The organism is Virgibacillus sp. AGTR (genome assembly GCF_016919725.2).
GTDB classification, from domain to species: Bacteria; Bacillota; Bacilli; order Bacillales; family Amphibacillaceae; genus Virgibacillus; species Virgibacillus salarius.
Genome location: NZ_JAJERH010000069.1, coordinates 1 through 23,776 on the forward strand (window position 1 = coordinate 1; position 23,776 = coordinate 23,776).

At 36.0% G+C, this 23,776-nt stretch carries 25 protein-coding genes, 8 tRNA genes and 1 rRNA gene; 28 read left to right on the forward strand and 6 right to left on the reverse strand.

The window, feature by feature from the left end; genetic code table 11:
- Window positions 1-84 precede the first annotated feature (84 nt).
- From rrf to JUJ52_RS18495, 3 genes are all read left to right on the forward strand, one after another.
- Window positions 85-200 (forward strand): 5S ribosomal RNA (gene rrf / locus JUJ52_RS18485).
- A 112-nt stretch (window positions 201-312) separates the two neighbouring features.
- Window positions 313-387, forward strand: a tRNA-Asn gene (locus tag JUJ52_RS18490).
- A gap of 6 nt (window positions 388-393) precedes the next feature.
- A tRNA-Thr gene (locus JUJ52_RS18495) sits at window positions 394-466 on the forward strand.
- Between the two features lie 387 nt (window positions 467-853).
- On the opposite strand, the gene JUJ52_RS23780 is transcribed toward JUJ52_RS18495, so the two are convergent.
- The gene (locus JUJ52_RS23780; protein WP_026682884.1) at window positions 854-1,237 is read right to left on the reverse strand and encodes a thiol-disulfide oxidoreductase DCC family protein; all 384 of its coding nucleotides are present in this window, start codon (window positions 1,235-1,237) and stop codon (window positions 854-856) included.
- A gap of 143 nt (window positions 1,238-1,380) precedes the next feature.
- Between JUJ52_RS23780 and JUJ52_RS18500 the strand changes: the two genes are divergently transcribed.
- Window positions 1,381-1,698: a YolD-like family protein gene (locus JUJ52_RS18500; RefSeq protein WP_034679767.1), complete on the forward strand. Its 318-nt coding sequence runs from the start codon at window positions 1,381-1,383 to the stop codon at window positions 1,696-1,698.
- Window positions 1,699-1,700: 2 nt separating this feature from the next.
- Here the strand turns inward: JUJ52_RS18500 and JUJ52_RS18505 are convergent, their stop codons facing one another.
- Entirely contained in the window at window positions 1,701-2,387 is a 687-nt protein-coding gene (locus JUJ52_RS18505; protein ID WP_026682887.1) for a DUF421 domain-containing protein, read from the reverse strand.
- Between the two features lie 176 nt (window positions 2,388-2,563).
- Between JUJ52_RS18505 and JUJ52_RS18510 the strand changes: the two genes are divergently transcribed.
- Entirely contained in the window at window positions 2,564-3,748 is a 1,185-nt protein-coding gene (locus JUJ52_RS18510) for a Ger(x)C family spore germination protein (RefSeq protein WP_205389419.1), read from the forward strand.
- Between the two features lie 52 nt (window positions 3,749-3,800).
- Here the strand turns inward: JUJ52_RS18510 and JUJ52_RS18515 are convergent, their stop codons facing one another.
- A complete protein-coding gene (locus JUJ52_RS18515) occupies window positions 3,801-4,250 on the reverse strand; it encodes an ImmA/IrrE family metallo-endopeptidase (RefSeq protein ID WP_034679274.1) in 450 nt (149 codons plus the stop codon).
- Between the two features lie 182 nt (window positions 4,251-4,432).
- Complete coding sequence (locus JUJ52_RS18520) at window positions 4,433-4,783, reverse strand: helix-turn-helix domain-containing protein (RefSeq protein ID WP_026681893.1); 351 nt, start codon at window positions 4,781-4,783, stop codon at window positions 4,433-4,435.
- Between the two features lie 317 nt (window positions 4,784-5,100).
- Here JUJ52_RS18520 and JUJ52_RS18525 point away from each other — a divergent pair, with 317 nt between their 5' ends.
- From JUJ52_RS18525 to JUJ52_RS18580, 13 genes are all read left to right on the forward strand, one after another.
- Window positions 5,101-5,517 (forward strand): helix-turn-helix transcriptional regulator, encoded by a 417-nt coding sequence (locus JUJ52_RS18525; RefSeq protein WP_205389420.1) that lies wholly within the window; start codon window positions 5,101-5,103, stop codon window positions 5,515-5,517.
- Window positions 5,518-5,804: 287 nt separating this feature from the next.
- On the forward strand, window positions 5,805-6,326 hold the full coding sequence (locus JUJ52_RS18530) for a phage major tail protein, TP901-1 family (RefSeq protein ID WP_205389421.1): 522 nt from the start codon (window positions 5,805-5,807) through the stop codon (window positions 6,324-6,326).
- Between the two features lie 95 nt (window positions 6,327-6,421).
- Window positions 6,422-6,784: a tail assembly chaperone gene (locus JUJ52_RS18535; protein ID WP_026681896.1), complete on the forward strand. Its 363-nt coding sequence runs from the start codon at window positions 6,422-6,424 to the stop codon at window positions 6,782-6,784.
- A gap of 152 nt (window positions 6,785-6,936) precedes the next feature.
- Window positions 6,937-7,140: a hypothetical protein gene (locus JUJ52_RS18540; protein ID WP_228089098.1), complete on the forward strand. Its 204-nt coding sequence runs from the start codon at window positions 6,937-6,939 to the stop codon at window positions 7,138-7,140.
- Window positions 7,141-7,149: 9 nt separating this feature from the next.
- Window positions 7,150-8,721 carry a phage tail protein gene (locus tag JUJ52_RS18545; RefSeq protein WP_026681898.1) on the forward strand — a complete coding sequence of 524 codons (1,572 nt, stop codon included), beginning with the start codon at window positions 7,150-7,152 and terminating at the stop codon, window positions 8,719-8,721.
- A gap of 12 nt (window positions 8,722-8,733) precedes the next feature.
- A complete protein-coding gene (locus JUJ52_RS18550; RefSeq protein WP_228089099.1) occupies window positions 8,734-10,242 on the forward strand; it encodes a distal tail protein Dit in 1,509 nt (502 codons plus the stop codon).
- Between the two features lie 12 nt (window positions 10,243-10,254).
- Window positions 10,255-13,209, forward strand: coding sequence for a phage tail spike protein (locus JUJ52_RS18555; RefSeq protein ID WP_228089100.1), 2,955 nt, complete (start codon window positions 10,255-10,257; stop codon window positions 13,207-13,209).
- Between the two features lies 1 nt (window position 13,210).
- The gene (locus tag JUJ52_RS18560; protein ID WP_228089101.1) at window positions 13,211-13,495 is read left to right on the forward strand and encodes a hypothetical protein; all 285 of its coding nucleotides are present in this window, start codon (window positions 13,211-13,213) and stop codon (window positions 13,493-13,495) included.
- Between the two features lie 13 nt (window positions 13,496-13,508).
- Window positions 13,509-13,634: a CD1375 family protein gene (locus JUJ52_RS23460; RefSeq protein ID WP_255637766.1), complete on the forward strand. Its 126-nt coding sequence runs from the start codon at window positions 13,509-13,511 to the stop codon at window positions 13,632-13,634.
- 11 nt (window positions 13,635-13,645) lie between these two features.
- Window positions 13,646-13,819: a hypothetical protein gene (locus JUJ52_RS18565; RefSeq protein ID WP_228089102.1), complete on the forward strand. Its 174-nt coding sequence runs from the start codon at window positions 13,646-13,648 to the stop codon at window positions 13,817-13,819.
- 97 nt (window positions 13,820-13,916) lie between these two features.
- Window positions 13,917-14,255 (forward strand): hypothetical protein, encoded by a 339-nt coding sequence (locus JUJ52_RS18570; RefSeq protein WP_228089103.1) that lies wholly within the window; start codon window positions 13,917-13,919, stop codon window positions 14,253-14,255.
- A 13-nt stretch (window positions 14,256-14,268) separates the two neighbouring features.
- On the forward strand, window positions 14,269-14,502 hold the full coding sequence (locus JUJ52_RS18575; protein ID WP_026681901.1) for a phage holin: 234 nt from the start codon (window positions 14,269-14,271) through the stop codon (window positions 14,500-14,502).
- Between the two features lie 66 nt (window positions 14,503-14,568).
- Window positions 14,569-15,336, forward strand: a complete 768-nt coding sequence (locus JUJ52_RS18580) for an N-acetylmuramoyl-L-alanine amidase (protein WP_026681902.1) — start codon at window positions 14,569-14,571, stop codon at window positions 15,334-15,336.
- 601 nt (window positions 15,337-15,937) lie between these two features.
- Here the strand turns inward: JUJ52_RS18580 and JUJ52_RS18585 are convergent.
- Together JUJ52_RS18585 and fabI are read right to left on the reverse strand one after the other, a co-directional pair.
- A complete protein-coding gene (locus JUJ52_RS18585; protein WP_026681903.1) occupies window positions 15,938-16,609 on the reverse strand; it encodes a cupin domain-containing protein in 672 nt (223 codons plus the stop codon).
- Window positions 16,610-16,946: 337 nt separating this feature from the next.
- A complete protein-coding gene (gene fabI / locus JUJ52_RS18590) occupies window positions 16,947-17,723 on the reverse strand; it encodes an enoyl-ACP reductase FabI (protein ID WP_026681904.1) in 777 nt (258 codons plus the stop codon).
- Between the two features lie 253 nt (window positions 17,724-17,976).
- Here fabI and JUJ52_RS18595 point away from each other — a divergent pair.
- The 10 genes from JUJ52_RS18595 to JUJ52_RS18640 all read left to right on the forward strand — a co-directional run bounded on the left by JUJ52_RS18595 (window position 17,977) and on the right by JUJ52_RS18640 (window position 23,402).
- Window positions 17,977-18,051 (forward strand) — tRNA-Glu (locus JUJ52_RS18595).
- 27 nt (window positions 18,052-18,078) lie between these two features.
- Window positions 18,079-18,154, forward strand: a tRNA-Val gene (locus JUJ52_RS18600).
- 4 nt (window positions 18,155-18,158) lie between these two features.
- Window positions 18,159-18,234, forward strand: a tRNA-Thr gene (locus JUJ52_RS18605).
- 45 nt (window positions 18,235-18,279) lie between these two features.
- Window positions 18,280-18,364, forward strand: a tRNA-Tyr gene (locus JUJ52_RS18610).
- Window positions 18,365-18,374: 10 nt separating this feature from the next.
- Window positions 18,375-18,449: transfer RNA gene (locus JUJ52_RS18615), tRNA-Gln, on the forward strand.
- 213 nt (window positions 18,450-18,662) lie between these two features.
- A tRNA-Lys gene (locus JUJ52_RS18620) sits at window positions 18,663-18,735 on the forward strand.
- A gap of 299 nt (window positions 18,736-19,034) precedes the next feature.
- A complete protein-coding gene (locus tag JUJ52_RS18625) occupies window positions 19,035-20,324 on the forward strand; it encodes a hydroxymethylglutaryl-CoA reductase, degradative (protein ID WP_166530870.1) in 1,290 nt (429 codons plus the stop codon).
- Window positions 20,321-21,289, forward strand: a complete 969-nt coding sequence (gene mvk, locus JUJ52_RS18630) for a mevalonate kinase (protein WP_121604328.1) — start codon at window positions 20,321-20,323, stop codon at window positions 21,287-21,289. Before JUJ52_RS18625 ends, mvk begins: the two co-directional genes overlap by 4 nt.
- Window positions 21,290-21,311: 22 nt before the next feature.
- Window positions 21,312-22,286 (forward strand): diphosphomevalonate decarboxylase, encoded by a 975-nt coding sequence (gene mvaD, locus JUJ52_RS18635; RefSeq protein WP_026681907.1) that lies wholly within the window; start codon window positions 21,312-21,314, stop codon window positions 22,284-22,286.
- Window positions 22,287-22,298: 12 nt separating this feature from the next.
- Window positions 22,299-23,402, forward strand: a complete 1,104-nt coding sequence (locus JUJ52_RS18640; protein WP_026681908.1) for a phosphomevalonate kinase — start codon at window positions 22,299-22,301, stop codon at window positions 23,400-23,402.
- The last annotated feature ends 374 nt before the right edge of the window (window positions 23,403-23,776 follow it).

A 23,776-nucleotide genomic window follows, 5' to 3' on the forward strand; every position in this document is an offset into this window, starting at 1 on the left:
AGTAATGTATCCGCCTGTAGATATGAGAAAGCATCAAGCAAGGAATGGTTCCGAGCAGATGTTGATTTATCGAATTAAGAAATGTCTGGTAGCAATGGCGGAGAGGTCACACCTGTTCCCATGCCGAACACAGAAGTTAAGCTCTCCAGCGCCGATGGTAGTTGGGGCTTTGCCCCTGCAAGAGTAGGACGCCGCCAGGCATTTTTTTATACTTATTTATAAGTAATACTATTACTATATTTACATGTATATTTTTTATGGTATGATAAAAGGTAATACTGTGTACCTAGCTTAATTATTGATCTATCCTATTCCACAGTAGCTCAGTGGTAGAGCTATCGGCTGTTAACCGATCGGTCGTAGGTTCGAATCCTACCTGTGGAGCCATTTTATGCTTCCATAGCTCAGTCGGTAGAGCACCACCATGGTAAGGTGGGGGTCAGCGGTTCAAGTCCGCTTGGAAGCTTTCCTATAAACCTTGAGATGCAAGGGTTTAAATAAAAGAACACCACTTTTTTATTAGTGGTGTTCTTATTTTTGATACGAATTTGATACGAATGATATTTATTTTTGATAGGGATTGTACCAACGAAAAGCACAAAAAATACGCTTCGGAACTATTTTGGGTTATTCTTGTATCATTCCCATTTTAATCTGATTATATAGAATTTTAAGCTATATCTTTGTTTTTAGAGAATATAACAAAGCAAATAGCCATTATATTTAAAAGTAACATTATTCCATAATATATATTTGAAGTGTCATCGAGGTATTCGAAAAAGTACCGAATGATATTCAAAGACAGTATAATAATTAAAATAATTATTTTACGACTCATGTAGACATCCTTTCTTTAAAGAAAATATTTTCTTTCACTTTGAGTTGGTAAAGTACATTTAATTTGTTTACTTATTCTCTTCCTATATTTAGCAACTAATTTATAGAAAAAGTTTCTTATCGGTTTTGGTACTATTTTTAATATAAGTATCGGAAAAAATAATTTATTTGCTTGAGCTATTACGTGGAGAATTGCATCTGAGTATATATACATTTTATTAGAATTAATTAATATTATGCTATCCACGTTATCTCTAATTTGGTTTTCCATTTTAAAATCATTGTACCATTTGCTATTAAAACTTGTAATCCTTAGCGATTTGTTCTTGTTTATTTTTAAAAGAAATTTAATAAAGTTACTACAAAAGTTGCATTCTCCATCATAAACTAGAATCACCATTAAATTTCCTTCTCCTCTCTTTGAATACCTATATATTTCAAATTAGTAACTTTATCTTTAATATACTTAAAGCGATGGCTATATTCTCTATCACTCATAAATTGCAAGTCTAAAACAATCATAATAGCACCAGTGGGTGCGTAATGAGTGTAAATGATCGAGGAAGTATTAAATGGACCGCAATGATGATGCCGGAGCATATAGAGTTATTGAAGCAAACATGGCAAGAACAAGAGCGCAAACAAAAACCTATTATAGATGAACAAAAACAAGAGGAAATTAACTTGAAGCTGCAAATGGCAGTGAAAAATGAGCTAACCATCGATTTAAAGTATTTTTTGAATCACGATTTTTATAAAGCTAAAGGGAAAGTAGTCAGTATTGATAGACAGAACAGGTATATAAAAGTGGCAGGCCAATATTTACCTATAGAAAGTATTATTGATGCCTGGATTGATTAAATTTACTTTTTACTAGCAATATATAGTGCGCCATTTTGTTGAATTTCAGCATAAAAGACATCCGATATGGAAGGTACTCCCCTTAATTGAAGTTGCTTTTCTAACCAATGCTTATTTAGGTTTAAGGCAATTAAGTTATTTGTATTAATCTTTCCGTCAGCAATTACAGTCGTTGAGGTAGGTGGAATGCTATTCGTGGCTGGAGGAATGTTCATATCTTTTTTGGTTAACGATTGTTTCGCCTCTTTCTTCATGACGGATAGACTGCCATCTGTTTCAAATATTGCATATTCGACATCCGAGACAGCGAAAACGTTTTTCTTCCTCAATAAAAGGTTTAAATCGTCAATATCTAATCTACTTTTCCGAAGCTCATCCTCCACAATTTCTCCTTTTCGAATAAGAATAATTGGTTCCCCTTCAATAACGTAACGAACGCGTTGTGATTTTATATCTAAAAAACCAAGAAATATGGTAAAAGCACTCCAGCATAGTAATGATAATATTCCATGGAATAGACTGAGTGTAGGGTCAACTGCAAATGAAGCAGCTAATGTACCGATTGAAATAGCAGAGACAAAGTTAAAGAAGGTAAGCTTAGAAATTTCTTTTCTTCCCATAATTCTTGTTAATGCAAGTAAGATAGTAAAGGAAACAGCTAATCTTAGTACTAATTCGATAGTGGACATAATAAGCCTCCATAAACAAAAGGTGTTTTTAGTATTGTTCCAAACATTGGAATTAAAATGTATGAATTAGGATAATTAAAAGGTTGCAGTATAAACAAATAAGAGAAAATTATAGGTACCATCATCGACAGTTCGATACATCACTATTTGGCGATTGACAATTGGAAGGGAAGCAAATGAAGAAATATTATCTCTATATTTTTATTAGCTTGAGTATGTGCTTGTTTTTAACGGGATGCTGGGACCGCGTGGAGATTGAGAATCGAGGCTTTACCGTTGGTTCAGCGATTGATCTAGTTGAAAAAAAAGAAGATGGTACGTTTGAACTAATGCTTACCAACCAAATGGTTGTCCCCTCTGGATTAGGGTCTCCTTTACAGGGAGGTAGTGGTGAGCAAAAAGCATATAAAAATATAACTGCAACGGGCGAAAGTATTTTTGAGATTACCCGAGAAATGTCGACATTATCAAGCAAGACTCCTTTTTTCCAACATATGAAGGTATTAGTTGTTTCAGAAGACATCGTTAGAGAACCACATCTATTTGGAAATATACTAGATGTTCATATTCGCGATCATGAAATGCGTAGAGGGATAAGACTTGTCATAGTAGAAGGAAAAGCAAAAGAGGCGTTAAATATCCTACCCATAGATGAAAAAGTACCTGCATTATATATTGAGTCTTTGATGGAGAACAACTATAAAAATGCAAGCTCACTACAGCCAGTTCATATAGGACAAGTTCAAGAGTTACTGCTAAGTAAAAACAGCTACACGATTCCAGAATTACAGATTGTTAACGATCATTCCGTTAAGTACAAAGGAGCTGCTGTATTTCAAGGTGATACCAATCACATGATATACTCCTTATCTGATGATGAAACCATGGGGCTAAGCTTTTTGACTGATACGAAACAAAATGGACCGATAAAAATCAAGGTAAATGGACATATGGTTGTCATAGAACTAACAGATGTTAAACAAGATATATACTTTAAAAATAAGAAAAAGGAAAACTTACAGGTCGATATAAATATTGATGTTAAAGGGAATATTGGTGAGAGATATGGACTTACTAGTGTATTTAGTAAAAGCTATATAAATAAGGTGAAAGCGGCAACAGAGCGAAAGGTGCGGGCACTGGTTGAAAGAACTATCAACAAGGTGCAAAAAGACTTAAAAGTGGATGTGCTGGGGATTGGTGACAAGCTGTATCGGCGACATTATGATTTCTGGAATACGGTCAAAGACGATTGGGAGAAAGGAGAAAATTATTACTCCCAAAGTAATATTCGTGTGAATGTAAATGTGAAAATTAAAATGGTAGGCTCTTCAGACAAAGTAGAAACGATCAATAAATAAAAAAAACATGCATCCCAATAGCTGTTTGGGGAAGCATGTTTTTTTGCAATTTTTATATAAATTTATTTTTATACATCTCTAATCGCTTGCATGCAAACTCGTATTCTACATTGAATAGGTGCATAATTTGATATGGGGATGCCTTAGGAATGCGTTGTAGCATGAACGTAGGTACACATAAGTGGTAGCTAAAATAATTTGCTTGCCACTCTTGCAGTTCAATGAAGGCTTGAGGTAAATATTCCTGACGACCAGCATGCCATAGGTTATGTGCTATTTCATGGGCAAATTCCTGCCATTGAACTTGTTCGTTATTAGTGGCATTTAAAAAAATAATGCATTTACCATTCTTGTACACAGTTTCGCTGCTAAATTCCCAAAAGTATACGGGTATTTTTAAGGAGTTAGATATATTCTCGATTCTTAGCTCAGTAGGGATCTTTATGTTAATTTTTGCTAATAAATGTTGGATGTAGTCTTCTGTCCTTGAATATAAATACATAGTAGCCCCCTTAATAGAATGTATGTTCGTTTTTTGGTGTAAAATAGATGGTGCACAATGTTGTACACCTAGTATATTTCATGTATATGTGGAATCAGAAAAGGGTATATTTAGTGACCATGTAACTAAAGCTTACCAATTAATAATGCTCATACTCAATTAAAATATGATGAACTAAAAAATCATGTCTGATCCTCTTCTTTAAAGGCCTCCCAGATTCTTTTAAGTCTACGGAGGTCTTCTTCTTTATTTTTTGGTAATTCTTTATACCATCTCTCTAAAGATGGGTCATTACGAAAGGCTGCAAACGCTTCTTCTTCCGAAAGCCTAGGATCATCAGATCGCCCTAGTAAATAATCTGTTGTACTAGATAATACAGTTGCCAACCGATCCAATTCATGATCTTTGATCGGTCTATCTCCTAGTTCAATTCTGTTCATAACACTCACATTTAAATGAACACGTTTGGCAAGTTCGCGTTGACTCCAATTTCTACTTTCCCTTAACTCAATAATTCTTTTTCCTATATTCAACGTAAACACCACTTTCTATATCAGCAACTAAATCATATCATAATTTCCAAAAAAGAAACAATTCATTTCTTAAACAGAAATACTTTTTTTGACATTTCTAATATAGCAATGTATGATAAGAACACATGTTCTATTAATTAAAAATGAATGGCTGGGAGGAAGTAACATGTGTTCAAACAAAAATAGGAGTGTAAGGAACAACAATTGTGTTAAATGGGTAGTCAATGAATATAGGCGAGATAAGCGAACCGGTCCACTATCACCAATATCAAGAAGTAATTATGCGCAGCTTTTATTTGAAAAGGGGGCGGGCTTCCATGAACAAGGAACAAATCGAGAGTACGTTAAAAGATTATCATTGGATGATTAAAGAAATAAATCGACAACGTAAGCTTTTAAATGAGGATATTGGTACAAGGTTGGTAGCTCCTTCAGGGATAGAATCATCACTCCCAAAAGTACAGGGAACCGTAAGCGATCCAGTAGCACAGGAAGTAATAAGGCGGGATAAGAAGAGTTCTTGGATTGTTAAACTAGAGAAGAAAGTGTTATTTATTCAAGAAAGATTGCCAGCTATCAAAGACCCTAGAGAGGCTACGGTTTTAGAATGCATGCTTGATGGGATGACAATAAGTGCTATAAGTCAGCATATGGGACTTTCAAGAAGGCATATTTATAACATTAAAGAATCAATTGTAGACAAAATTTCACAGTTTACACACTCTTCTCAGTAAATGACAAGTTAGAATAGCTTGATGTAGACTAGAGTCAAGCAAGATAAATCAACAACGATTTCTCACAGATGCATGTCCGAAATGACGTAAAACTAAACATTTCTTAGCTATCGATAGATATTAAAAAGTCGTGAATGCGCCAATGCGTGTTTAGGGCTTTTTTTATTGAAATGGTAGTGAAGAAAAAGGAGGTGAAATTCAAGAGAAGATGAATAGTGGTTTGTAGTTGCATTAAGGAAGTAGGAGAGGAAGTACTTACTATTTTATTTAAATTCGGAGGGAACAAAATGGCAGATAATCAAATTAAAATGCAAGAAGGAAAAAACAAAATATTATTATTTCGTTTGCTAGAAAATCAAAGTGAAGAAGCAGCAAAGTTAGTATTTCAAACAGAACATACGTTTAGCTACTCTCGTGAGTTAGAAAGGATTATAACAAAGGATGGTTCCTTAATTAATGTTGGAGAATTAGAGTCAGAAGTTAGCATTGAAGCAATTCAGGCAATAGGTGATCCAGTAGGTGATATGCTTCGCCAATCTGTTATTAAAGGACAAAAGCTTGAACTATGGGAAGTAACAGTAGATGAGGAATTAAAAACACCAGATAATAAGTATCCAGCTATCTATGCTCAAGGTTATTTAGATTCTTGGGAAGACCCGGCAAATGCTGAAGAAAATGCTACAATATCTAGTAACTTTACAGTAGAAATGGAGCCACAATTTGGTGAAGCTACGTTGACAGATGAGCAGCAAGCTGCAGTACAGTACGCTTTCCAGGATACGACAGTCGAAGCACCAATTGGAGAATAAAAACGTATAAGATGAAGCATATGAATTCGTCATAATAGGTGAATTCATATGCTATTTTTATCAATAAATTCAAACACATGGAAGGTGGAAAAATAATGGAATTTGTAATTAATGGAAAAAAACATGATTTAAAATTTGGAATTAAATTTATTCGTGAACTAGATAAGGAATATGAGGTGGATTACCAAGGAATGAAATTTGGTATGGGCGTAAATATGGCATTTATGAACCTACAGCAATTTAATCCAGTGGTTATACATTCTGTAATGAAGGCAGCTACTTCATATTTAGCTACACCACCAACGAATCAGCAGATAGAAATAGCTATTGAAAATTATGCGCAGGAGAATGATGGATTACATGACCTTTTTCTTTCATTGAAAGATGAATTGGGAAAGTCGCCGGTCATGAAGGACACAATCAAACATTTTCAGAAGACAGCAAAAGTGAACAAATAGTAGATTCGGAACAAACATATGAGGAAATTATTATAAATTGCTTTCGATACTTGGCTTTTACCAGTCTCTATCACATTGAAGTTCTAACGTTACGGGAATATTTATTAAGACTACATGCATTTCAGTTACAGCAAATAGATAGAGAATATAACATGCATAAGCAGGCTTGGTTGAACCATCAAGTGACGCTAACAAAAGAACAAGGTAAAAAACAGGTTCCTATTTATAAGCGATTTAAAGACTTCTTCAATTATGAAAAATATTTGAAGGAGTTGAGAAAGCCGAAAATACGTTTAAACAATCAAATGAAGCGTATGGCAACTATTGCAAAACAAGTTAATTCTAAAAAGGGGTGAGAAAAATCTATGGAAAATCCTAAATCGTACATGGAAAGTTTTATGACAGACATGGGTACATTAAAGGATGTTAGTGGATCATTTACTACACTACAAGAAACTATTGATCCAGTAGTAACTCAACTATCTGAAATGGAACAATCACTTTCGTTTATACCAGGTGTATCAGAAGGGATTACACAAGTGCAATCTGTTCTTGAGCCATTTCTGGGTGTTCTTGGTGGAACAGCTAATACTTTAAATACGATATCTTCTGCTGTAACAGGGTTTATGCCAATGATGCAGGAGCTACAGTCCATATTTAGTGGGTTATTTACCACTTTACTCAACAACCCGTTTGTTTTAGTTATTACATTAATTACCTTATTAGCAGCCACGTTTTTGTATTTATGGAGTACCAGTGAGACTTTTAGGGATATTGTAATTGGAGTTTGGGAATCTATTAAGGCATTTATGATGCCTATTATTCAGGAGATAGTTGGATTTGTAATGACTATATGGGGTTCCTTGACGACCTGGTGGATAGAGAATCAAGCCTTGATAATGCAGACATTTAAGACAATTTGGTCAGCTATTCGTACCGTCATAACTACGGTTATTGGGTTTTTACTCCCTTATTTAACAACAGCATGGCAGCTCATTTCAACTGCAATTACGAATGTTTGGAACGTCATAAAAACAACTATAACGATTGCTATGGAGATCATTAAAGGCGTAATTACAACGATTATGAAGGTGATTACAGGCGATTGGTCTGGTGCCTGGGAAACAATAAAATCTATGTTTTCTAATGTATGGGAGATTATGAAGTCGTTTGTTGTTATGAAAGCTACAGAAATCTGGCAGATGATAAAAAATAAATTCACTCAAATTAAAGACACGATTTCATCGTTAATGTCTAATGCCAAAAATGCGGTAGTCCAAGGGTTTATTACAATGGTGACAAATGCTATGACAAAGGCTCAGGAAATAGTATCAGCAGTGCGACAAAAATTTCAAGAAGTATTTCAAGCGGTTAGAACAAAGCTTGCAGCAGCAGTTGTAGAAGTAGGAACACAAATTGCAAAAATGCCAGGAAAAGTACTAGAGCTGGCTGGAAGAATGGTTTCAGCTGGTAAGGATCTCATTATGGGATTAATTAATGGTATTAAGGAAAAAGCAACAGGTGTAGCAACAGCAGCTCTTGATGCAGCAAAGAAAGCGGTAAACGGTGTATTAAGCTTTTTGGGAATTAAGTCACCATCTCGTTTATTTAGAACTATTGGTGATGATACGATGGCTGGGTTTGCTATGGGTATCGATCATATGTCTAAGAAGGTAGTCGATTCTGCAGTTGCTGTTTCAGACAAGGTGCAGGATTCGTTCAATCCACAATTTTCTATGCCAAATATCTCAGGACAGATTAGTAATGTAAATCGAGCGGCCAATCAAAGGATGGAAAATCATATGACAAATGAATGGGTTCATAAACAGCCAGCACATGTAAATGTAGCTATCGGTGGACAACAATTTAGTGCTTTTGTAGAGGACATAACGAAAGTACAAGGACGGCAGAGATTAATAAAAAAGAATTTTGAATAGAGGTGGTGTTTTATGTATAAATTTGTTAATCCAACTGATACTAACACAATTCAAAATGTAACTTCACTTCAAACATTATTCAATGGTAATAATCTAGATAAGGAGTTAAGTGATGATACAGGTAGTTTTGTAACATTAACAGTAAGTGGTCGATCAAATTTAAATCAGCGAATTAATACCATTGATGTACCTGGGTTAGATGGAACAAATGAGTATAGTAATCCAACTTTTGATATAAGAGAAATAACTATTAAATATAAGCTCATTGATCAAACGAAAGAAGGATTTAGGCAGCGTTATAATCGACTTAATTCTTTATTAGACGGTTCAAAGAAAGAACTCGCTTTTACAGATGAAGACGCTGTTTTTTATGCAACATTACAAACAAATGAGGTACCAGAAGAAGAAACGAATAGTGTTATTGGAAACTTAATCTTCTTATGCTCTGATCCTTTTAAATATGGTCCAGAACAACAAATCAACTTTACTGATAATGTAGCAACAGTTGTAAATGATGGTACAGTTGATACAAGCCCAATATTCCAGTTGGAAGTACTTTCTCCAATAACATTTGCCATGATTCAAAATCAAAACGGAGATTATATGATGATTGGTAAACCAGTAAATATAGAGGATCAAGAACCTTTCGAAAAATATGAGCGATTATTGTATTCAGATGGTGATACTCTATCAGGATGGTCAATAGCTTCTCCAGGTGAAATCAACGGCAATATAACTGGTAGTATGGAAACTGATGGGACTAGGTTTCAGGCATCTGATTATGGTAAAGGCTCAAGCTGGCATGGACCAGCAATAAAGACGAGTTTGTCAGAACCAATTTCTGATTTTAGACTAACAACATTTGTTAGTTTTCTTAACGAGCGTAATCCTAGTAATGTAGGTAGAGTTGAAGTTTATCTTCTGGATGTTAATGGAAATCAAGTTGCAAAAATCGCAATGAAAGATACAATGGTTGGTCAAGCTTTATCTTGGGGAGAAGCAAGAGCAGGAGATAATGATAATAATTATTTCCTCATAAGTGAGTATGGAGATAAGATGGGAAATTGGAATGATTTCGTTGGGCACATAAGAATTGAACGAGTAGCTAATCATTGGAAGGCATATTTTGCTAAAGTGGATACTACTACTGGAAGACATCATACAAGGAGGTTTGCTAACTGGGTCGATTCACAGGGTGTTTTCGATCGAACCGTTGCACAGGTAGTTGTTCATGTTGGTGAATATAAAAATCATCTAACACCGTCAATGGGTGTTCATTCATTAAATATTTTTAAAATAAACCAGCAAACTGATGGAATTCCATATATAGCAGATCAAGGCGATACGATTACTTTTAATCATGAATTTGAAGAAGTGTATATTAATGGAGAATATAGAGAAGAATTATTGACTGATTTAGGTGTTGAATTCTTTAAGTTATCTAAAGGAAAAAATCAGTTGATTTTACTTCCTCATAACAAGTTTAATGTTAGTGGTTACTATCGAGAGCGTTATAAGTAGGAGGGGTGCCTAATGCCTATGATATTTATTGAGAGTGCTAAAAGTGAAGAGATCTTAGGCCATATTAGCTTTAAGGATATTATCTCTAATAATCATCGTAGATCATTAATAGATAACTTAGAAACATTTAGTTTTGAAACATTTGCAGATAGAGGGTACTCCTCGTATTTGTCAAAAAGAAATATGATTATTATTCCTGGAGAGGATGGAGAACTAAGAGAATTTATTATTTTAGAAACGGAAGTTAATAGAATAACAAATAGAGTTCAGGTGTTTTCGAGTGCAAGTTATCTTACGCTTAAAACAGCCAAGATCATTAACCCACACAAAACAAGTGCTGAATCAGCTGAGAAGCATGCTAAGTTAGCCTTATCAGGTACTGAATGGCAACCAGGAAATATTACTTTTAATGGTATCAAGGATATTGAATTTGATAAATATATTAATCCATTATTATATTTGAAACGGATTGCAAAGGAATTTGAGTTAGAGCTGAATTTTCGTATCGACCGTGATGAAAATGCTGTTATTGGTAGATATGTGGATATGGTTGAGCAAGTCGGTAATTTTAATGGGAGGGTAGTTAAATTTAGTAACGATTTATTAGAATTAAATCGAATAGAGAAATCAGACAAAATAGTAACGGCACTTTATGGATTAGGTCCCAAAAAAGAAGACGGAACGCAACTAAAAGTATTTGTAGAAGATAAAGATGCTCTAGATCGATGGGGGAGGAATGGTCAGCATATTGTTGAGGTATTTGAACCTCAAAATACTGACAAGAATATTGATAAGAACCAATTAATGGATCTAACAGAGGAAGAACTAAAAAAAAGGATAAATTCTTCAGTGGAATATAAAGGAGGAATTAAAGACCTAGAAGAAATTGCAGGAATGAAAAATAAAATAATTCGTTTCGGTGACACTATTTTTATAAAAGATACCCATTTTGAGCCTCCTCTGTACTTACAATCTCGAATTTATCAATTGGATAGGGATATTGTTAATAAATCTAATAAGCAGGTAGAGTTAGGAGATTATATTGAGTATTCCGAAGAGGAAATAAGTAATAGTTGGGAAGATCTTAAAGCTGAAATAAGGAATAAGTTAAGTTTTCATCAATTGTATGAATATACTTATAATAAATTGCAAATTGAGGAAAAAGATGAGGCAATAAAAACGGATGTGAAAGAATATGCGAATACTGTATCTAATAAAACAAAAGACGAACTATATAAATATACTAACAATACAATGGACCCAATCATAGTTAATGTTGAAAATATAGAGAATGAACTTAGAAATGTGGGTGACACTTTATCAAAAGCACAAACAGATATTACTCAGGCATATAACGAACTGAGTTTTAAGGCAACAAAAATCGAGCTAGATACTATAAACGACAGGATTAATTCAGCTGAATCTGAAATTTCTACAATTGCAGGAGAGGTAGAACTAAAGGCTGAATCTGAATCAGTTACAGAATTGGAAACTAGACTAAATCAGGCGGAAATCAACATTGATGGAATAAATAGTGAATTAATATTTAAAGCAAATAGCACCGTGGTAGAAAGCTTAGAAGAAAGAATAACTAATTCAGAATCTCAACTGAGTATTCAAGCGGGGAAAATAGCCTCGAAAGTATCTCAAGAAGATTATAATGGTGAGCATATTGCTTCATTAATAAATCAGTCAGCTTCGGAAATTGCGATTGAAGCAGAAAAAGTTAATTTTAAAGGTCAAATAAATTTTTCTGATTTGGATAGTACTACTCAATCTGAGATTAATGACAAGGCCACACAAAGTTCAGTAGATAGTATTAATAATAAGATAAATAATGCTGTGACAACAATAGATAATTCTGGAGTTACAGTTAAAGATGGAAACTTCAAGCTGCGTGACACAAATTCAAATATAGAATCAATTATAAGGGAAAATACTAATTTAATATATGACCATTCCTTTGAATTGGTAAAGTTAGATAGTTTAATTGAATCGATTGGTAATTGGGGAAATGTGTTTAGTGTTGATCAAAGTGCTATAGTGGGAAAAGTTAGACAATGGACCAATACTAACCCTAGTACTGCTATGATTGTTCAGTCCCAGTCAAATAGTGTAACTACCTTATTTGGTCAACAATCAGCAGTCTTACGAGGATTAACGTATGGTATTTGGGATTATTATTTTGAACCACCAGCTCAATTTCAACAAACAAAAGCTTTAAGTTTCTCTTCCTTCGTTGCTCCTTATGAACATACAACCTTTGATGTAACAGTTTCACTAAGATTACAAGCAGTATCTAGCGAAGGATATTGGATAAAAGATCTAGCAACTACTAGCTATACTATTAATCATAATAATAAATATAATTGGCAACGGGTATGTGTTTCATTTAAGGGTGAACTGCCTGAGGAAACAGGTCAAATAAGAGCAAGATTGTTTTTGAATAATGATACCAATAGCGCTAAGTGTCTATGTGACGGTGTACAAGTAGTTCCTTATGATTACCCAGCGATCTATTTTCCTGAAACTCAAACCTTTTCGATGATGACTGGTACTACTAAAGCAAAGCATTTAAATACAGGGGATTTATCTGTAGCTAATAATGCTTACTTCAGCGGAAAGGCAGTCTTCTTGGAGAGTATTGATAAGGAATTACATGCATTCTTATCTTTAAGAAATGGATGGCGTAATTACAGCGGTAGTTATCAAAACGCAAGAGTATCCAAGTCAGCAGATGGTTGGGTACATTTATCAGGTTTAATAAAAGATGGATTAGTAGGAGAGTATACATTAGCAATATTACCTGTAGGATGTCGACCGAATAAGGTAGAAGTTTTTACAACGGGAGATGCTAGCATTCAGTCAAATCTTGTATATATCTATCCAAATGGAGACATTAGGATATTAAGAGGTAATAATGGTTTTGTTTCATTAAGTGGAATTTCATTCTTGGGGGAAAAGTAATATGAATAAAATGTATATAGTCGTTGATGAAGATGGATTCGAAATTGATTGTATTTATGGGGAATTTGATGCAACTCCAAATGCACATAACCTAGTACCACCAAATAAAGATAACAGACTGTGGCAGCCACGCTGGGATTTTATAAAAGAAGAGTGGGTAGAGAGTTTGAATGATGAAGAGATAAATTATAGAGAGAAATTAGTTAATAAGCAACAAAATGATTTATCTGATGTAGAATTAAACGCAATAGCCATTATGGAGCTAGCTAAAATAGTATTGAAGTAGGGGTGAGAAAATATTGGTTGAGTTGTTTACAAAATATATAATACGTGGGAAATGGAAATTCTTTGATGTTCCGACTTTATTAAAAACGGAAGTTGCTGAATTATTAGAGGAAAAGGGAAGAGAAGATTTAATTGAATAGGAGCGGTAAAAGTGAAACCCATTAACTACAATTCTATAGACGTTCAGACTAAGTTGGCAGAGAAGATTTCAGAGTTAGAGATGCAATTGGCAAGTGAATTTGTCGCGAAAAAGGCAGTAATCCGTTATGCAGAAGAGCTAGAGCAGAAATTAGAAAAATATGAGAATGAATTAAACAATAAATAAGTCAATGTTAAACATAAAAGAATTTGGATTACTATTTTAATCGCATGTGAAACACAGAATCTAAGTAAGTGAAATTAGCGGAGAAGAAGGAGGCTATATGGGACAAGCTAAAGAAGTGGAAGACATGAAAGAATTCATGACGGTGCTTATGGAGGTAAAAGTATCACTTGCGGAACAGAATGGAAAGCTAGATAGTCTGTTAGATATGAAGAATAAGATAAATGAAACATATGATGTTGCGAAACGTGCTGATACAAGGGCTGAAGAGAATGAAAAAGATATTTATGATATGAAAAGAGATTTAACTTCAAAAGCAAGCAAAGAGGACGTAGAGAGAATCGTGAAACAAAGAGAAAATGCGTTTAGGTATTTACCGTCATGGTTGGCACTGGTCATTTCCATAGCGGTTTTTTTATTGAATTATTTAGCAAATTAAAGGAGGTAATGATGTGGACAAAGGCACGATCATTCGTACGCTAGTATTGGCATTGGCGTTGCTTAATCAATTTTTGATAATTGCTAATCTAAACCCTATACCTGGAACAATGGAGACGTGGGGCGAAGCAATCTCTATTATATTTACTGCTACAGCAAGTACATGGGCTTGGTTTAAAAATAACTATATTACGTCAAAAGGTAATGAACAAAGGAAAGTATTACAGCAATCTAATCTGACAAGATAGTCAAGCGGCTAGTCCAAACGGGCAAGTCGCTTTTTTAATATAAAAATAATGAAGGAGGAATTTTTTATGACAAAAATTTTTATTGATGCAGGACATGGTGGTAGTGATCCAGGAGCAACTGGAAATGGATTACAGGAGAAGGATGTTACGTTGGCCATTGCTTTAAAGCTACGTGATATTTTAAACAGTGATTATGAAGGACATTCGGTTATGCTTTCGCGGACAACGGATCAAACATTATCCTTATCACAACGTACGAATATGGCTAATAGCTGGGGGGCAGATTATCTCGTTTCTGTTCATATTAATGCAGGTGGAGGTACTGGATTCGAATCCTACACTTACAATGGTAGCTATTCAGGCAAGGCTGAAACGAATCGATTACGTGCTATTGTGCATAATGCCATTGTGAATGAAACAGAGTTTAGGGATCGTGGAAAGAAGGAAGCAAACTTCCACATGGTAAGAGAATCTGCTATGCCAGCTGTGCTTACGGAGAATGGTTTTATTGACAATGCTGCAGATGCAGCAGCATTGAAGTCGGATGCTTTCCTAAATAAAATTGCTCGTGGTCATGCAGAAGGTTTAGCAAGTGCATTAGGTCTTACCCTTAAAGATGTAAATGATGGGCAAGGATATATTGAAGTAGTTGTTGATTCATTATGGACTTATAATACGGCAAATTGGAATGATAAGGCAGTTATAGTAAATCAAGGGGAAGTCTTTACTGTCATTAGGGACAAGTTCCCAGTAGATGGAGGTTATATGTATCAAATTAAGAGCGGATTGTATATTACTGCAAATCCAACCTATGTAAGGTATTATACGAAATAAAAAATCCGCTAAGGGTGTTGAATCCCCAAAGGTTACTAGATAAAAAAGATTAACCTTTGGGGTTCACCTCACTGTGAGGGAGGATCTTTAACTTTTGCTTATTCAAAATAAAGATCAAAACCTTCAAGTATTTCTCTAGCAGTTTTATTTTTTGCTTAATTGCTTTAAACCTCCACCATAGAAATTTTATCCCGCATATAACTGACAGTAAAACCCTCACTGATTGAAGTTTCACTTTATATAGGGTTGGGCGCCTCTGTTAGTCTGTCAAGGTGCTTATGATCGAACCCAGTTTTCCTTTTATGCACATTACTAGCTACATATTTATGTTCAAAAAGTTAATATGGAAATTGGAAACCAATATGATGCTTATGAGCTCCCGATATCTAAGCCAAAATATACCAATTCACATAGTATAATTAAAATTACTATTAACTTAAAAACAATCCTCAGTTCGTACTAATTTTTCCATTAATACCTTTTTAAAATATTTATGTTTAAGAAAATCTACTATAATTAAATTAAGAGGAAGAAGAATTCATAGTACTTGTCTAATGGTAAGGCTTTCTTTGTTATTTTTTGAATAGAGTTGGAAGTTTCCTTAACAATTGTAGCCAGGATAATAGCCAGGGTGGGGATGGCTGTATACATATTGCATCGGATTATAAGGGTGTGGTAGCGGCATGTTTGGATAATGAACTGAAGTATAACCTTGGTTGTTATTTTTTGATTTGCGACTACATTCATCCGTTGGTCCAATAATAATGGTTTCGTTTTTTATCGGTGCAACGGCCTCTTTCCATGCTTCTGGATCTAAGCAATACGTATGAGCTATAACGTCTACAGGAGTTTTTGTCAAGATATCTGACCCTAAGATATATTCAGGATATGGCGCGTCAAAAATGGCTAGTAAATGTGTGTTGTTCTCTGACGCTTCTTCCCAATGCCACCATCCCTGAGGTATATTTGCAACTTGGCCTGGTGTGATTGGTATATTTTTAACTTCGTTATTGAAAGGGTTCATAAAGGAAACGACAGCTGAACCACTAATACAATACACCAATTCTGCTGCGTTTTGATGATAATGTGGCTCAACAACATGACCCTTGCTTAAATAGATATCAAGTATCGATACATTACTTAATGTATTTAATACATCTCTTCCTAACCGGTTAATATAATTCTCGGAATTCCTTGTAAATAATCGATTCGTATTTAAATCCGAGAAATATTCCACGTCAGGCTTCGTGTAATCCATGTAAGAAGTTACCATAAGCTTTTCTCAACTCCATATATTTAAAGTTATTCACATCATATCTTATGAAAAGGTATGGAAAGTGTGACAAATGCCTATATTGCTTACAACTAAAATTATGAGAAGCTTGAGAGAAAGAATACAAATGACATAGCGTTATGATGAATTAACGAAAGTATGGAACGTGATAGGGTGGCTATAGAAGTAATTCAAGCTAACAGGTAGGAATAAGTTTGATATAGTAGCCTAGCCATCGGTGTTCGTTTAGAAGGTAAATGACCATGTCTATAGGGTGATTGTTAATAATTTTTCTTTTGACATAAACAAAGGACGTACACGAATGCACGTCCCACTACTAACCGCCAATAATATGGTATCCAGAATCAACATGAAGAACTTCTCCGGTAATACCTCGGGAAAGTTCACTCATAAAGAATAGTGTAGCATCTCCAACTTGATCCTGATCCACATTTTTTCGAAGAGGAGCTTTTTCTTCGATCATCCCTAATTTTTCGTTGAAACCAGACACTCCTTTGGCTGATAGTGTACGAATTGGTCCGGCAGATACTGCATTAACTCGAACACCATATTTACCCATATCTTCAGCTAAATATCGCACGCTTGCTTCTAGAGAGGCCTTGGCAACACCCATAACATTATAGTTTGGAATAACCCTTTCTGCACCAAGATAAGTTTGTGTAACAATACTTCCACCCTCTGTCATTAGGTCCTTTGCGGCTTTTGTTACAGCTACTAAGGAATAAGCACTAATTTCCTGAGCTAGTAAAAAGCCATCTCGTGATGTGTCTGCATACTCACCTTGTAATTCCTCTCTGTTAGCAAAGGCTACTGAATGAACGATTCCATGAATGGTTCCAATCTTTTCTTTTATGGTAGAAAAAGCTTCAGTAATACTCTCGTCATTAGCTACATCACAGGATACAATCAACTTAGCTGTAATATCATGCTTATCAAGAAGCTTTGTCAATTTCTTGTAAGAACGATCTTGTCTATATGTAAATATTAGATTTGCTCCTGCTTTATGTAAGGATGATGTTATTCCCCATGCGATGCTTCGTTCACTTGCAACACCCATGATAACAATGTTTTTTCCTTCTAATAAATTCGTCATCAAAGTACCTCCATAATAATTCTTTTGTACATTATAACCTATCCCATAAATTGAAAGAAAGTCTTATCTATTGTATCATAGGACACTTCGTAATAAATTGCATCAAACCTTTGATCTTGTAGGGGTTGAAACGAAAAAATAAAAAAAATTAAATTCCCCCTTTACAAACCATTCATATCTGGGTATAATAAAATTCGTTGGTTTACGACAGAGTTTAACAAAATTCGTTGTAACATATGCCAAATAAATGTTTGGCCCGTTGGTCAAGTGGTTAAGACACCGCCCTTTCACGGCGGTAACACGGGTTCGAATCCCGTACGGGTCACCAATATTATTTTAATATACGAGTGGTTTTGGAGGATTAGCTCAGCTGGGAGAGCACTTGCCTTACAAGCAAGGGGTCGCAGGTTCGAGCCCTGCATCCTCCACCATAAAGCCGGCCTAGCTCAACTGGTAGAGCAACTGACTTGTAATCAGTAGGTTGGGGGTTCAAGTCCTCTGGCCGGCACCATTTTTTACAAACCATGAATAAATTATAATATATAGTTAACAATATGGAGGGGTAGCGAAGTGGCTAAACGCGGCGGACTGTAAATCCGCTCCCTCAGGGTTCGGCAGTTCGAATCTGCCCCCCTCCACCATTTTTATTGTTGGGCTATAGCCAAGCGGTAAGGCATCGGGTTTTGATCCCGTGTACCCCAGGTTCGAATCCTGGTAGCCCAGCCATTTTTTTATTTATGGGTCTTTTTTTGGGAAGAGCCCTATTTTTTTGATGAATGAATTTTTCAACACGAGCCATTAGCTGGCCGCAAGCATCAGCGAATTAACTACTAGATGCAGGCCTGCGAGGAGTGTGGCATCAGCGAGTTGTCATTCAACACGACGAGCACCATTTTTTGTCAAGCTAAAGCTTAACGTATAAATTATTATTTTCAACACGAGCCATTAGCTCAGTCGGTAGAGCATCTGACTTTTAATCAGAGGGTCGGAGGTTCGAATCCTCCATGGCTCATTTATATTAATAGTATAGAAACGTCATATAAAAGGTGGGATAAACAAGGTCGTTATGGAATGTAGCAGCCTTGTTTATTTGCATTTTAGAGTGATTTTTTACATAATAGTAACAGTTATTTTTTTATACATAGCATGGTATTATGATATCATGTTTTCTTGAGTGAATGTCCTTAAAGGGAGACAACATTTTCTAATGAAAAATGGTACAATCGTGATATAATTTTACTATAGATAATGCCTGATAATAATTTATTCCGTACGAATTTCTATATACAACAATTAAAAGGATGATAGGCAATGGAGACCTCCAGAATTCCTGGTTTTTATAAGAAGTCGGTGGAAGAACGCAGAGATTTGCTGAGAGACATGCATGGGTTGACAGATCAAGATATAAATACCTTAGCTGAGAAGGAAGCGTTATCCCCTGATACAGCTGATAAGATGATTGAAAACGTAATTGGTACTTTTCCCCTTCCGTTAGGATTAGGATTGAATTTCTTAATTAATGGGAAAGAATATGTAGTACCAATGGCGATTGAAGAACCTTCTGTTGTTGCTTCTGCTAGCCATATTGGGAAAGTAGTGAGAGAAGCAGGAGGTTTTACAACTGAAGCAACAGATAGAGTCATGATCGGACAAATTCAGGTTGTTGGATGCCCAGATTTGCAACAAGCTAAAGATAAATTGGTAGCAAAGAAAGATGTACTAATTGAAAATGCTAATGCTGCTTACCCAAGTATTGTGGCAAGAGGCGGTGGTGCAGAAGACCTTGAAGTACGCATACTAAATGAAGAATCCAACTCAGCTTATCAGCAAATGCTTATATTGCATTTATATATTAATACATGTGATGCAATGGGAGCGAATATTATAAATACCATGGTTGAATCGTTAGCTCCGATGGTTGAAGAATTAACACAGGGCAAAGTTTATTTGCGTATTTTGTCTAATTTTGCGGATAAATGCTTAGCACGCGCAAAGTGTGTTATTCCTCCTGAGCTTTTAAGAACTGGTGATTTTTCTGGTGAGGTAGTAAGAGATGGTATAGTAAGCGCTTATGAGTTTGCTGCTTCTGATCCCTACCGAGCAGTAACGCATAATAAAGGAATTATGAACGGTATCGATCCAATTGTAATTGCAACCGGAAATGATTGGCGGGCTGTCGAAGCTGGTGCTCATGCTTATGCGTCTCGGAATGGCCAATATGGTTCAATGACAACGTGGTCGGTTGATAAGTCTGGAAACCTTGTCGGTGACTTAGAATTGCCAATGTCAGTAGGAACGGTAGGAGGATCTATTCGTGTTCATCCTATTGCAAAAATTGCCCATAATATCTTAAATGTTGAATCTGCCCAAGAACTAGCACAGGTAATAGTAGCCGTTGGTTTGGCACAGAATCTAGGTGCGCTAAAAGCATTAGTTACAGATGGTATACAAAAAGGCCATATGGCTTTACATTCTCGTTCTGTTGCTATTGCAGCAGGAGCTACTGGGGAGTTGATCGATATCGTATCTGAGAAATTAGTAGAAATGAAGGAAATCCGTGTCGGAAAAGCTAAAGAATTGGTGGAAGAATATACAAAATGAGTGCAGAAAAGGCAACAACAACAGAAAAAACAGCTATTGGAATAGCTCATAGTAAACTAATTTTAATCGGAGAGCATGCAGTTGTACACGGACAACCTGCCATTGCTATTCCGTTTCCATTAGTAGGTGTAGAGTCCGTTGTGGAACAAGTACCAGGTACAGTGAAAATTGATACTACTTTCTACCATGGTCCACTTACGTTGGCACCAGAATCATTACATGGTATTGTGCAATGTATTCAAGGAACCTTAGAGTATTTAAATATGCCTTGTCAGGACTTGTTAATTCGCATTAAATCCTCTATTCCACCTGGAAAAGGACTTGGGTCAAGTGCTTCAGTGGCTATTTCGGTAGTCCGTTCATTATTTGCTTATTTTAATGAGGACTATACGGATGAGGATTTATTACGATTGGCTAATATAGCAGAAACCTTTGCACACGGTGCTCCAAGTGGTATTGACACGTTGACAATTACATCCCAATCCCCTGTTTGGTATGAAAAAGAGCATCCTATTGACTTTATAGAACTAAGTGATGATTTTCATTTTGTAGTCGCGGATTCCGGACGGATCGGCGATACTCGTTTGGCTGTTGAATCCGTTGCTCATCTAGTAAAGATGGCTCCAAAGAAAATTCATCGTAAATTGGAGCGCATTGGTAAATTAACACATCATGCAAAGCAAGCGTTGGAAAAAAAGGGTAAACATATTTTGGGACATATGTTAAATGAAGCTCAAAAAGAACTAGAGGCGTTAGGAGTAAGTGATGCTGGCTTAAACCGCTTAATTAATTTTGCCCGAAAAGAAGGAGCATTAGGTGCGAAACTAACAGGTGGCGGTAATGGAGGTTGCATTATTGCTCTTGCCCAAAATGAGGTACACTCCAGACAGCTCGCTGATAAATTAAGAAAATTTGGCGCTCATGCTGTTTGGCCATTTGTTCTAAAAGGAAATAAGGACAAATAATAGCATAGAAGGAGACTCATGCATGAAAGCAACTGCTAAGGCACATACAAATATTGCCTTAATTAAATACTGGGGAAAGCGAAATGAATCCATTATACTACCAACAAATAATAGCCTATCACTTACCTTAGACGGCTTTTATACAACAACAACCGTAGCGTTTGATGATTCTCTTTCTGAAGATCGATTTAAATTAGATAACCAACTGATAGCGGGTGATCAGTATAATCGTGTTACAGCATTTCTTGAACTGATAAGAAAAATGGCAGGGAAGCACATTTATGCAGATGTTGAATCGGTAAACGATGTTCCGACTGCGGCAGGCTTTGCTTCATCAGCATCTGGTTTTGCTGCATTGGCTGCTGCTGGTACGAAAGCAATTGGATTGAATTTAACCAATCAAGAGCTTTCTCAATTAACACGTCAGGGCTCTGGATCTGCTTGTCGTTCTATATATGGAGGCTTTGCGGAATGGGAAATGGGAACGAAAGAAGACGGTTCAGATTCATATGCTGTACCGATCGCACCAGCTGACCATTGGGATATCCGAGTCGCCGCGGTAGTGTTATCATCTACCAAGAAAAAGGTGTCAAGTCGTACAGGTATGAAGCGGACGGTAGAGACGTCGCCATTTTTCCAAGGGTGGATTGATAGTATCCCAAATGATTTAACACAGATTAAACATGGCATTCAAGATCGTGATTTTCAAAAAGTCGGGGAAATTGCTGAAGCGAATTGCTTGAAAATGCATGCAACAACTTTAGGTGCTAATCCGCCATTTACTTACTGGCATGATACTACACTAGCCGTCATGCAAACAATTCAAGAAATGCGTGCTCAAGGTATTCCAGCTTATTTTACAATTGATGCAGGACCAAATGTTAAAGTTCTCTATTTACCTGAGCATGAAAAAAATGTCGAACAGACACTTATAAATTTACCTGGTGTATCAGATATACGATTAAGTAAACCGGGTCAAGGAGTAACCTATTTGTAGGGGTTGAACGATTTGTCACAAACATCAATGACTATAAAAGTACCAGGAAAATTAATGATGGCTGGAGAGTTTGCCGTATTACAACCAAATAACCATTTGGTTGTAATGGCTGTTGATCGTTATGTATTTACGACAATCCAGCTAAAGGATACTAACAAGATTAGTTTAATGGATTTTCAATTAACGAATCTATCATGGAAATATAGCGATGGGAAAGCTGTCATTGCCTCTGATGATCCGCGAACCCGTTTTGTAGAAGAAGCTATGACAATTGCCATCACTTATTTGAATGAAAAACAAATTTCACCAGCACCTTTTCAACTAACTATCAATAGTGAGCTAGATGATGAATCTGGTGTAAAATATGGGCTAGGCTCTAGTGCTGCTGTAGTAACCTCAGTTATTGCTGCTATTTTAAAACAATTCCTCCCATTTGACCCTACTGCTGAACTAATATTCAAACTTGCATCGATCTCACATGTTATTACACAAGGAAATGGATCGGGTGCTGATGTAGCGGCATCTTCATATGGAGGTTTTCTTGAATATTCCTCTTTTCAAGCAGAATGGTTAAGAAAAGCTCATAAAGATGCTAAATCTCTAACTGAACTTTTGCAATGTGACTGGATATATTTTTCGTTAGAGCCGGTTCAATTGCCGAAAAATGTCTATATGTGTATTGGTTGGACAGGTAGCCCTGCATCCACACCGAAACTTGTCGATAAGATTTTACAATTGAAATCGGATAATTTGACACAATTTAACCATTTTCTCTCGGAAAGTGAAAAGGCGGTTTCGAAGATTTTAACCGGAATGAAGCAGAATAATGTAGAATCCCTGTTCGATGGTGTTAAGCAAAATCGACACGCGTTGGCAACGGTTGGACAACATGCAAAAATAGCTATTGAAACACCTCTTCTTTCTAAACTATGTGACTTGGCAGAAGCTTGTGGAGGTGCTGGTAAACCTTCCGGCGCAGGGGGGGGCGATTGTGGAATTGCTTTTATGCCCTCACAAGAACAAGCGCAGCAACTAATGGAGATGTGGGAAAAAGCAGGAATAAAACCACTGTCACTAAACCCAAGTCCATTTGGTGCAAAAATAGCTGAATCATGATGAATATATGGATGTTACCATAAGGTAGTATCTTTAGCTTAAAATGCAAGCAGTCTCTGGCTTATTTGCCGGGGATGCGGATATACAGAACAAAGTGAGACTCCCCTTTATCTGAAGGAGAGTTTTTTTATAGTTTAGAAAATTACATGTTGATAAATATGGGCGCTTTGAGTCGCGCCCAGAAACGAGGCGACTTCACGAATTCCTACGATAAGTCATCATCGACTCGCAAGCACTCCTTGATTCCTTTATCTCCGTTGATGCGCTCCAGTTGCTACATTTCTATCGGGAGCTTCCGCTTTTGTTCTAAGTTAAGAAAGTATAAAATCAGTGCAATGACTGCGTTAAGCCAAGTAGTTATTTTGAAATGTTTG

Bases quoted from the DNA above. Each gene is read 5' to 3' on its own strand.
- JUJ52_RS23780 (WP_026682884.1), bottom strand. From the start codon at position 1,237: ATGGTGATTCTAGTTTATGATGGAGAATGCAACTTTTGTAGTAACTTT.
- JUJ52_RS18500 (WP_034679767.1), top strand. From the start codon at position 1,381: ATGAGTGTAAATGATCGAGGAAGTATTAAATGGACCGCAATGATGATG.
- JUJ52_RS18505 (WP_026682887.1), bottom strand. From the start codon at position 2,387: ATGTCCACTATCGAATTAGTACTAAGATTAGCTGTTTCCTTTACTATC.
- JUJ52_RS18510 (WP_205389419.1), top strand. From the start codon at position 2,564: ATGAAGAAATATTATCTCTATATTTTTATTAGCTTGAGTATGTGCTTG.
- JUJ52_RS18515 (WP_034679274.1), bottom strand. From the start codon at position 4,250: ATGTATTTATATTCAAGGACAGAAGACTACATCCAACATTTATTAGCA.
- JUJ52_RS18525 (WP_205389420.1), top strand. From the start codon at position 5,101: ATGAACAAGGAACAAATCGAGAGTACGTTAAAAGATTATCATTGGATG.
- JUJ52_RS18530 (WP_205389421.1), top strand. From the start codon at position 5,805: ATGGCAGATAATCAAATTAAAATGCAAGAAGGAAAAAACAAAATATTA.
- JUJ52_RS18535 (WP_026681896.1), top strand. From the start codon at position 6,422: ATGGAATTTGTAATTAATGGAAAAAAACATGATTTAAAATTTGGAATT.
- JUJ52_RS18540 (WP_228089098.1), top strand. From the start codon at position 6,937: ATGCATAAGCAGGCTTGGTTGAACCATCAAGTGACGCTAACAAAAGAA.
- JUJ52_RS18545 (WP_026681898.1), top strand. From the start codon at position 7,150: ATGGAAAATCCTAAATCGTACATGGAAAGTTTTATGACAGACATGGGT.
- JUJ52_RS18550 (WP_228089099.1), top strand. From the start codon at position 8,734: ATGTATAAATTTGTTAATCCAACTGATACTAACACAATTCAAAATGTA.
- JUJ52_RS18555 (WP_228089100.1), top strand. From the start codon at position 10,255: ATGCCTATGATATTTATTGAGAGTGCTAAAAGTGAAGAGATCTTAGGC.
- JUJ52_RS18560 (WP_228089101.1), top strand. From the start codon at position 13,211: ATGAATAAAATGTATATAGTCGTTGATGAAGATGGATTCGAAATTGAT.
- JUJ52_RS18570 (WP_228089103.1), top strand. From the start codon at position 13,917: ATGGGACAAGCTAAAGAAGTGGAAGACATGAAAGAATTCATGACGGTG.
- JUJ52_RS18580 (WP_026681902.1), top strand. From the start codon at position 14,569: ATGACAAAAATTTTTATTGATGCAGGACATGGTGGTAGTGATCCAGGA.
- JUJ52_RS18585 (WP_026681903.1), bottom strand. From the start codon at position 16,609: ATGGTAACTTCTTACATGGATTACACGAAGCCTGACGTGGAATATTTC.
- fabI (WP_026681904.1), bottom strand. From the start codon at position 17,723: ATGACGAATTTATTAGAAGGAAAAAACATTGTTATCATGGGTGTTGCA.
- JUJ52_RS18625 (WP_166530870.1), top strand. From the start codon at position 19,035: ATGGAGACCTCCAGAATTCCTGGTTTTTATAAGAAGTCGGTGGAAGAA.
- mvk (WP_121604328.1), top strand. From the start codon at position 20,321: ATGAGTGCAGAAAAGGCAACAACAACAGAAAAAACAGCTATTGGAATA.
- mvaD (WP_026681907.1), top strand. From the start codon at position 21,312: ATGAAAGCAACTGCTAAGGCACATACAAATATTGCCTTAATTAAATAC.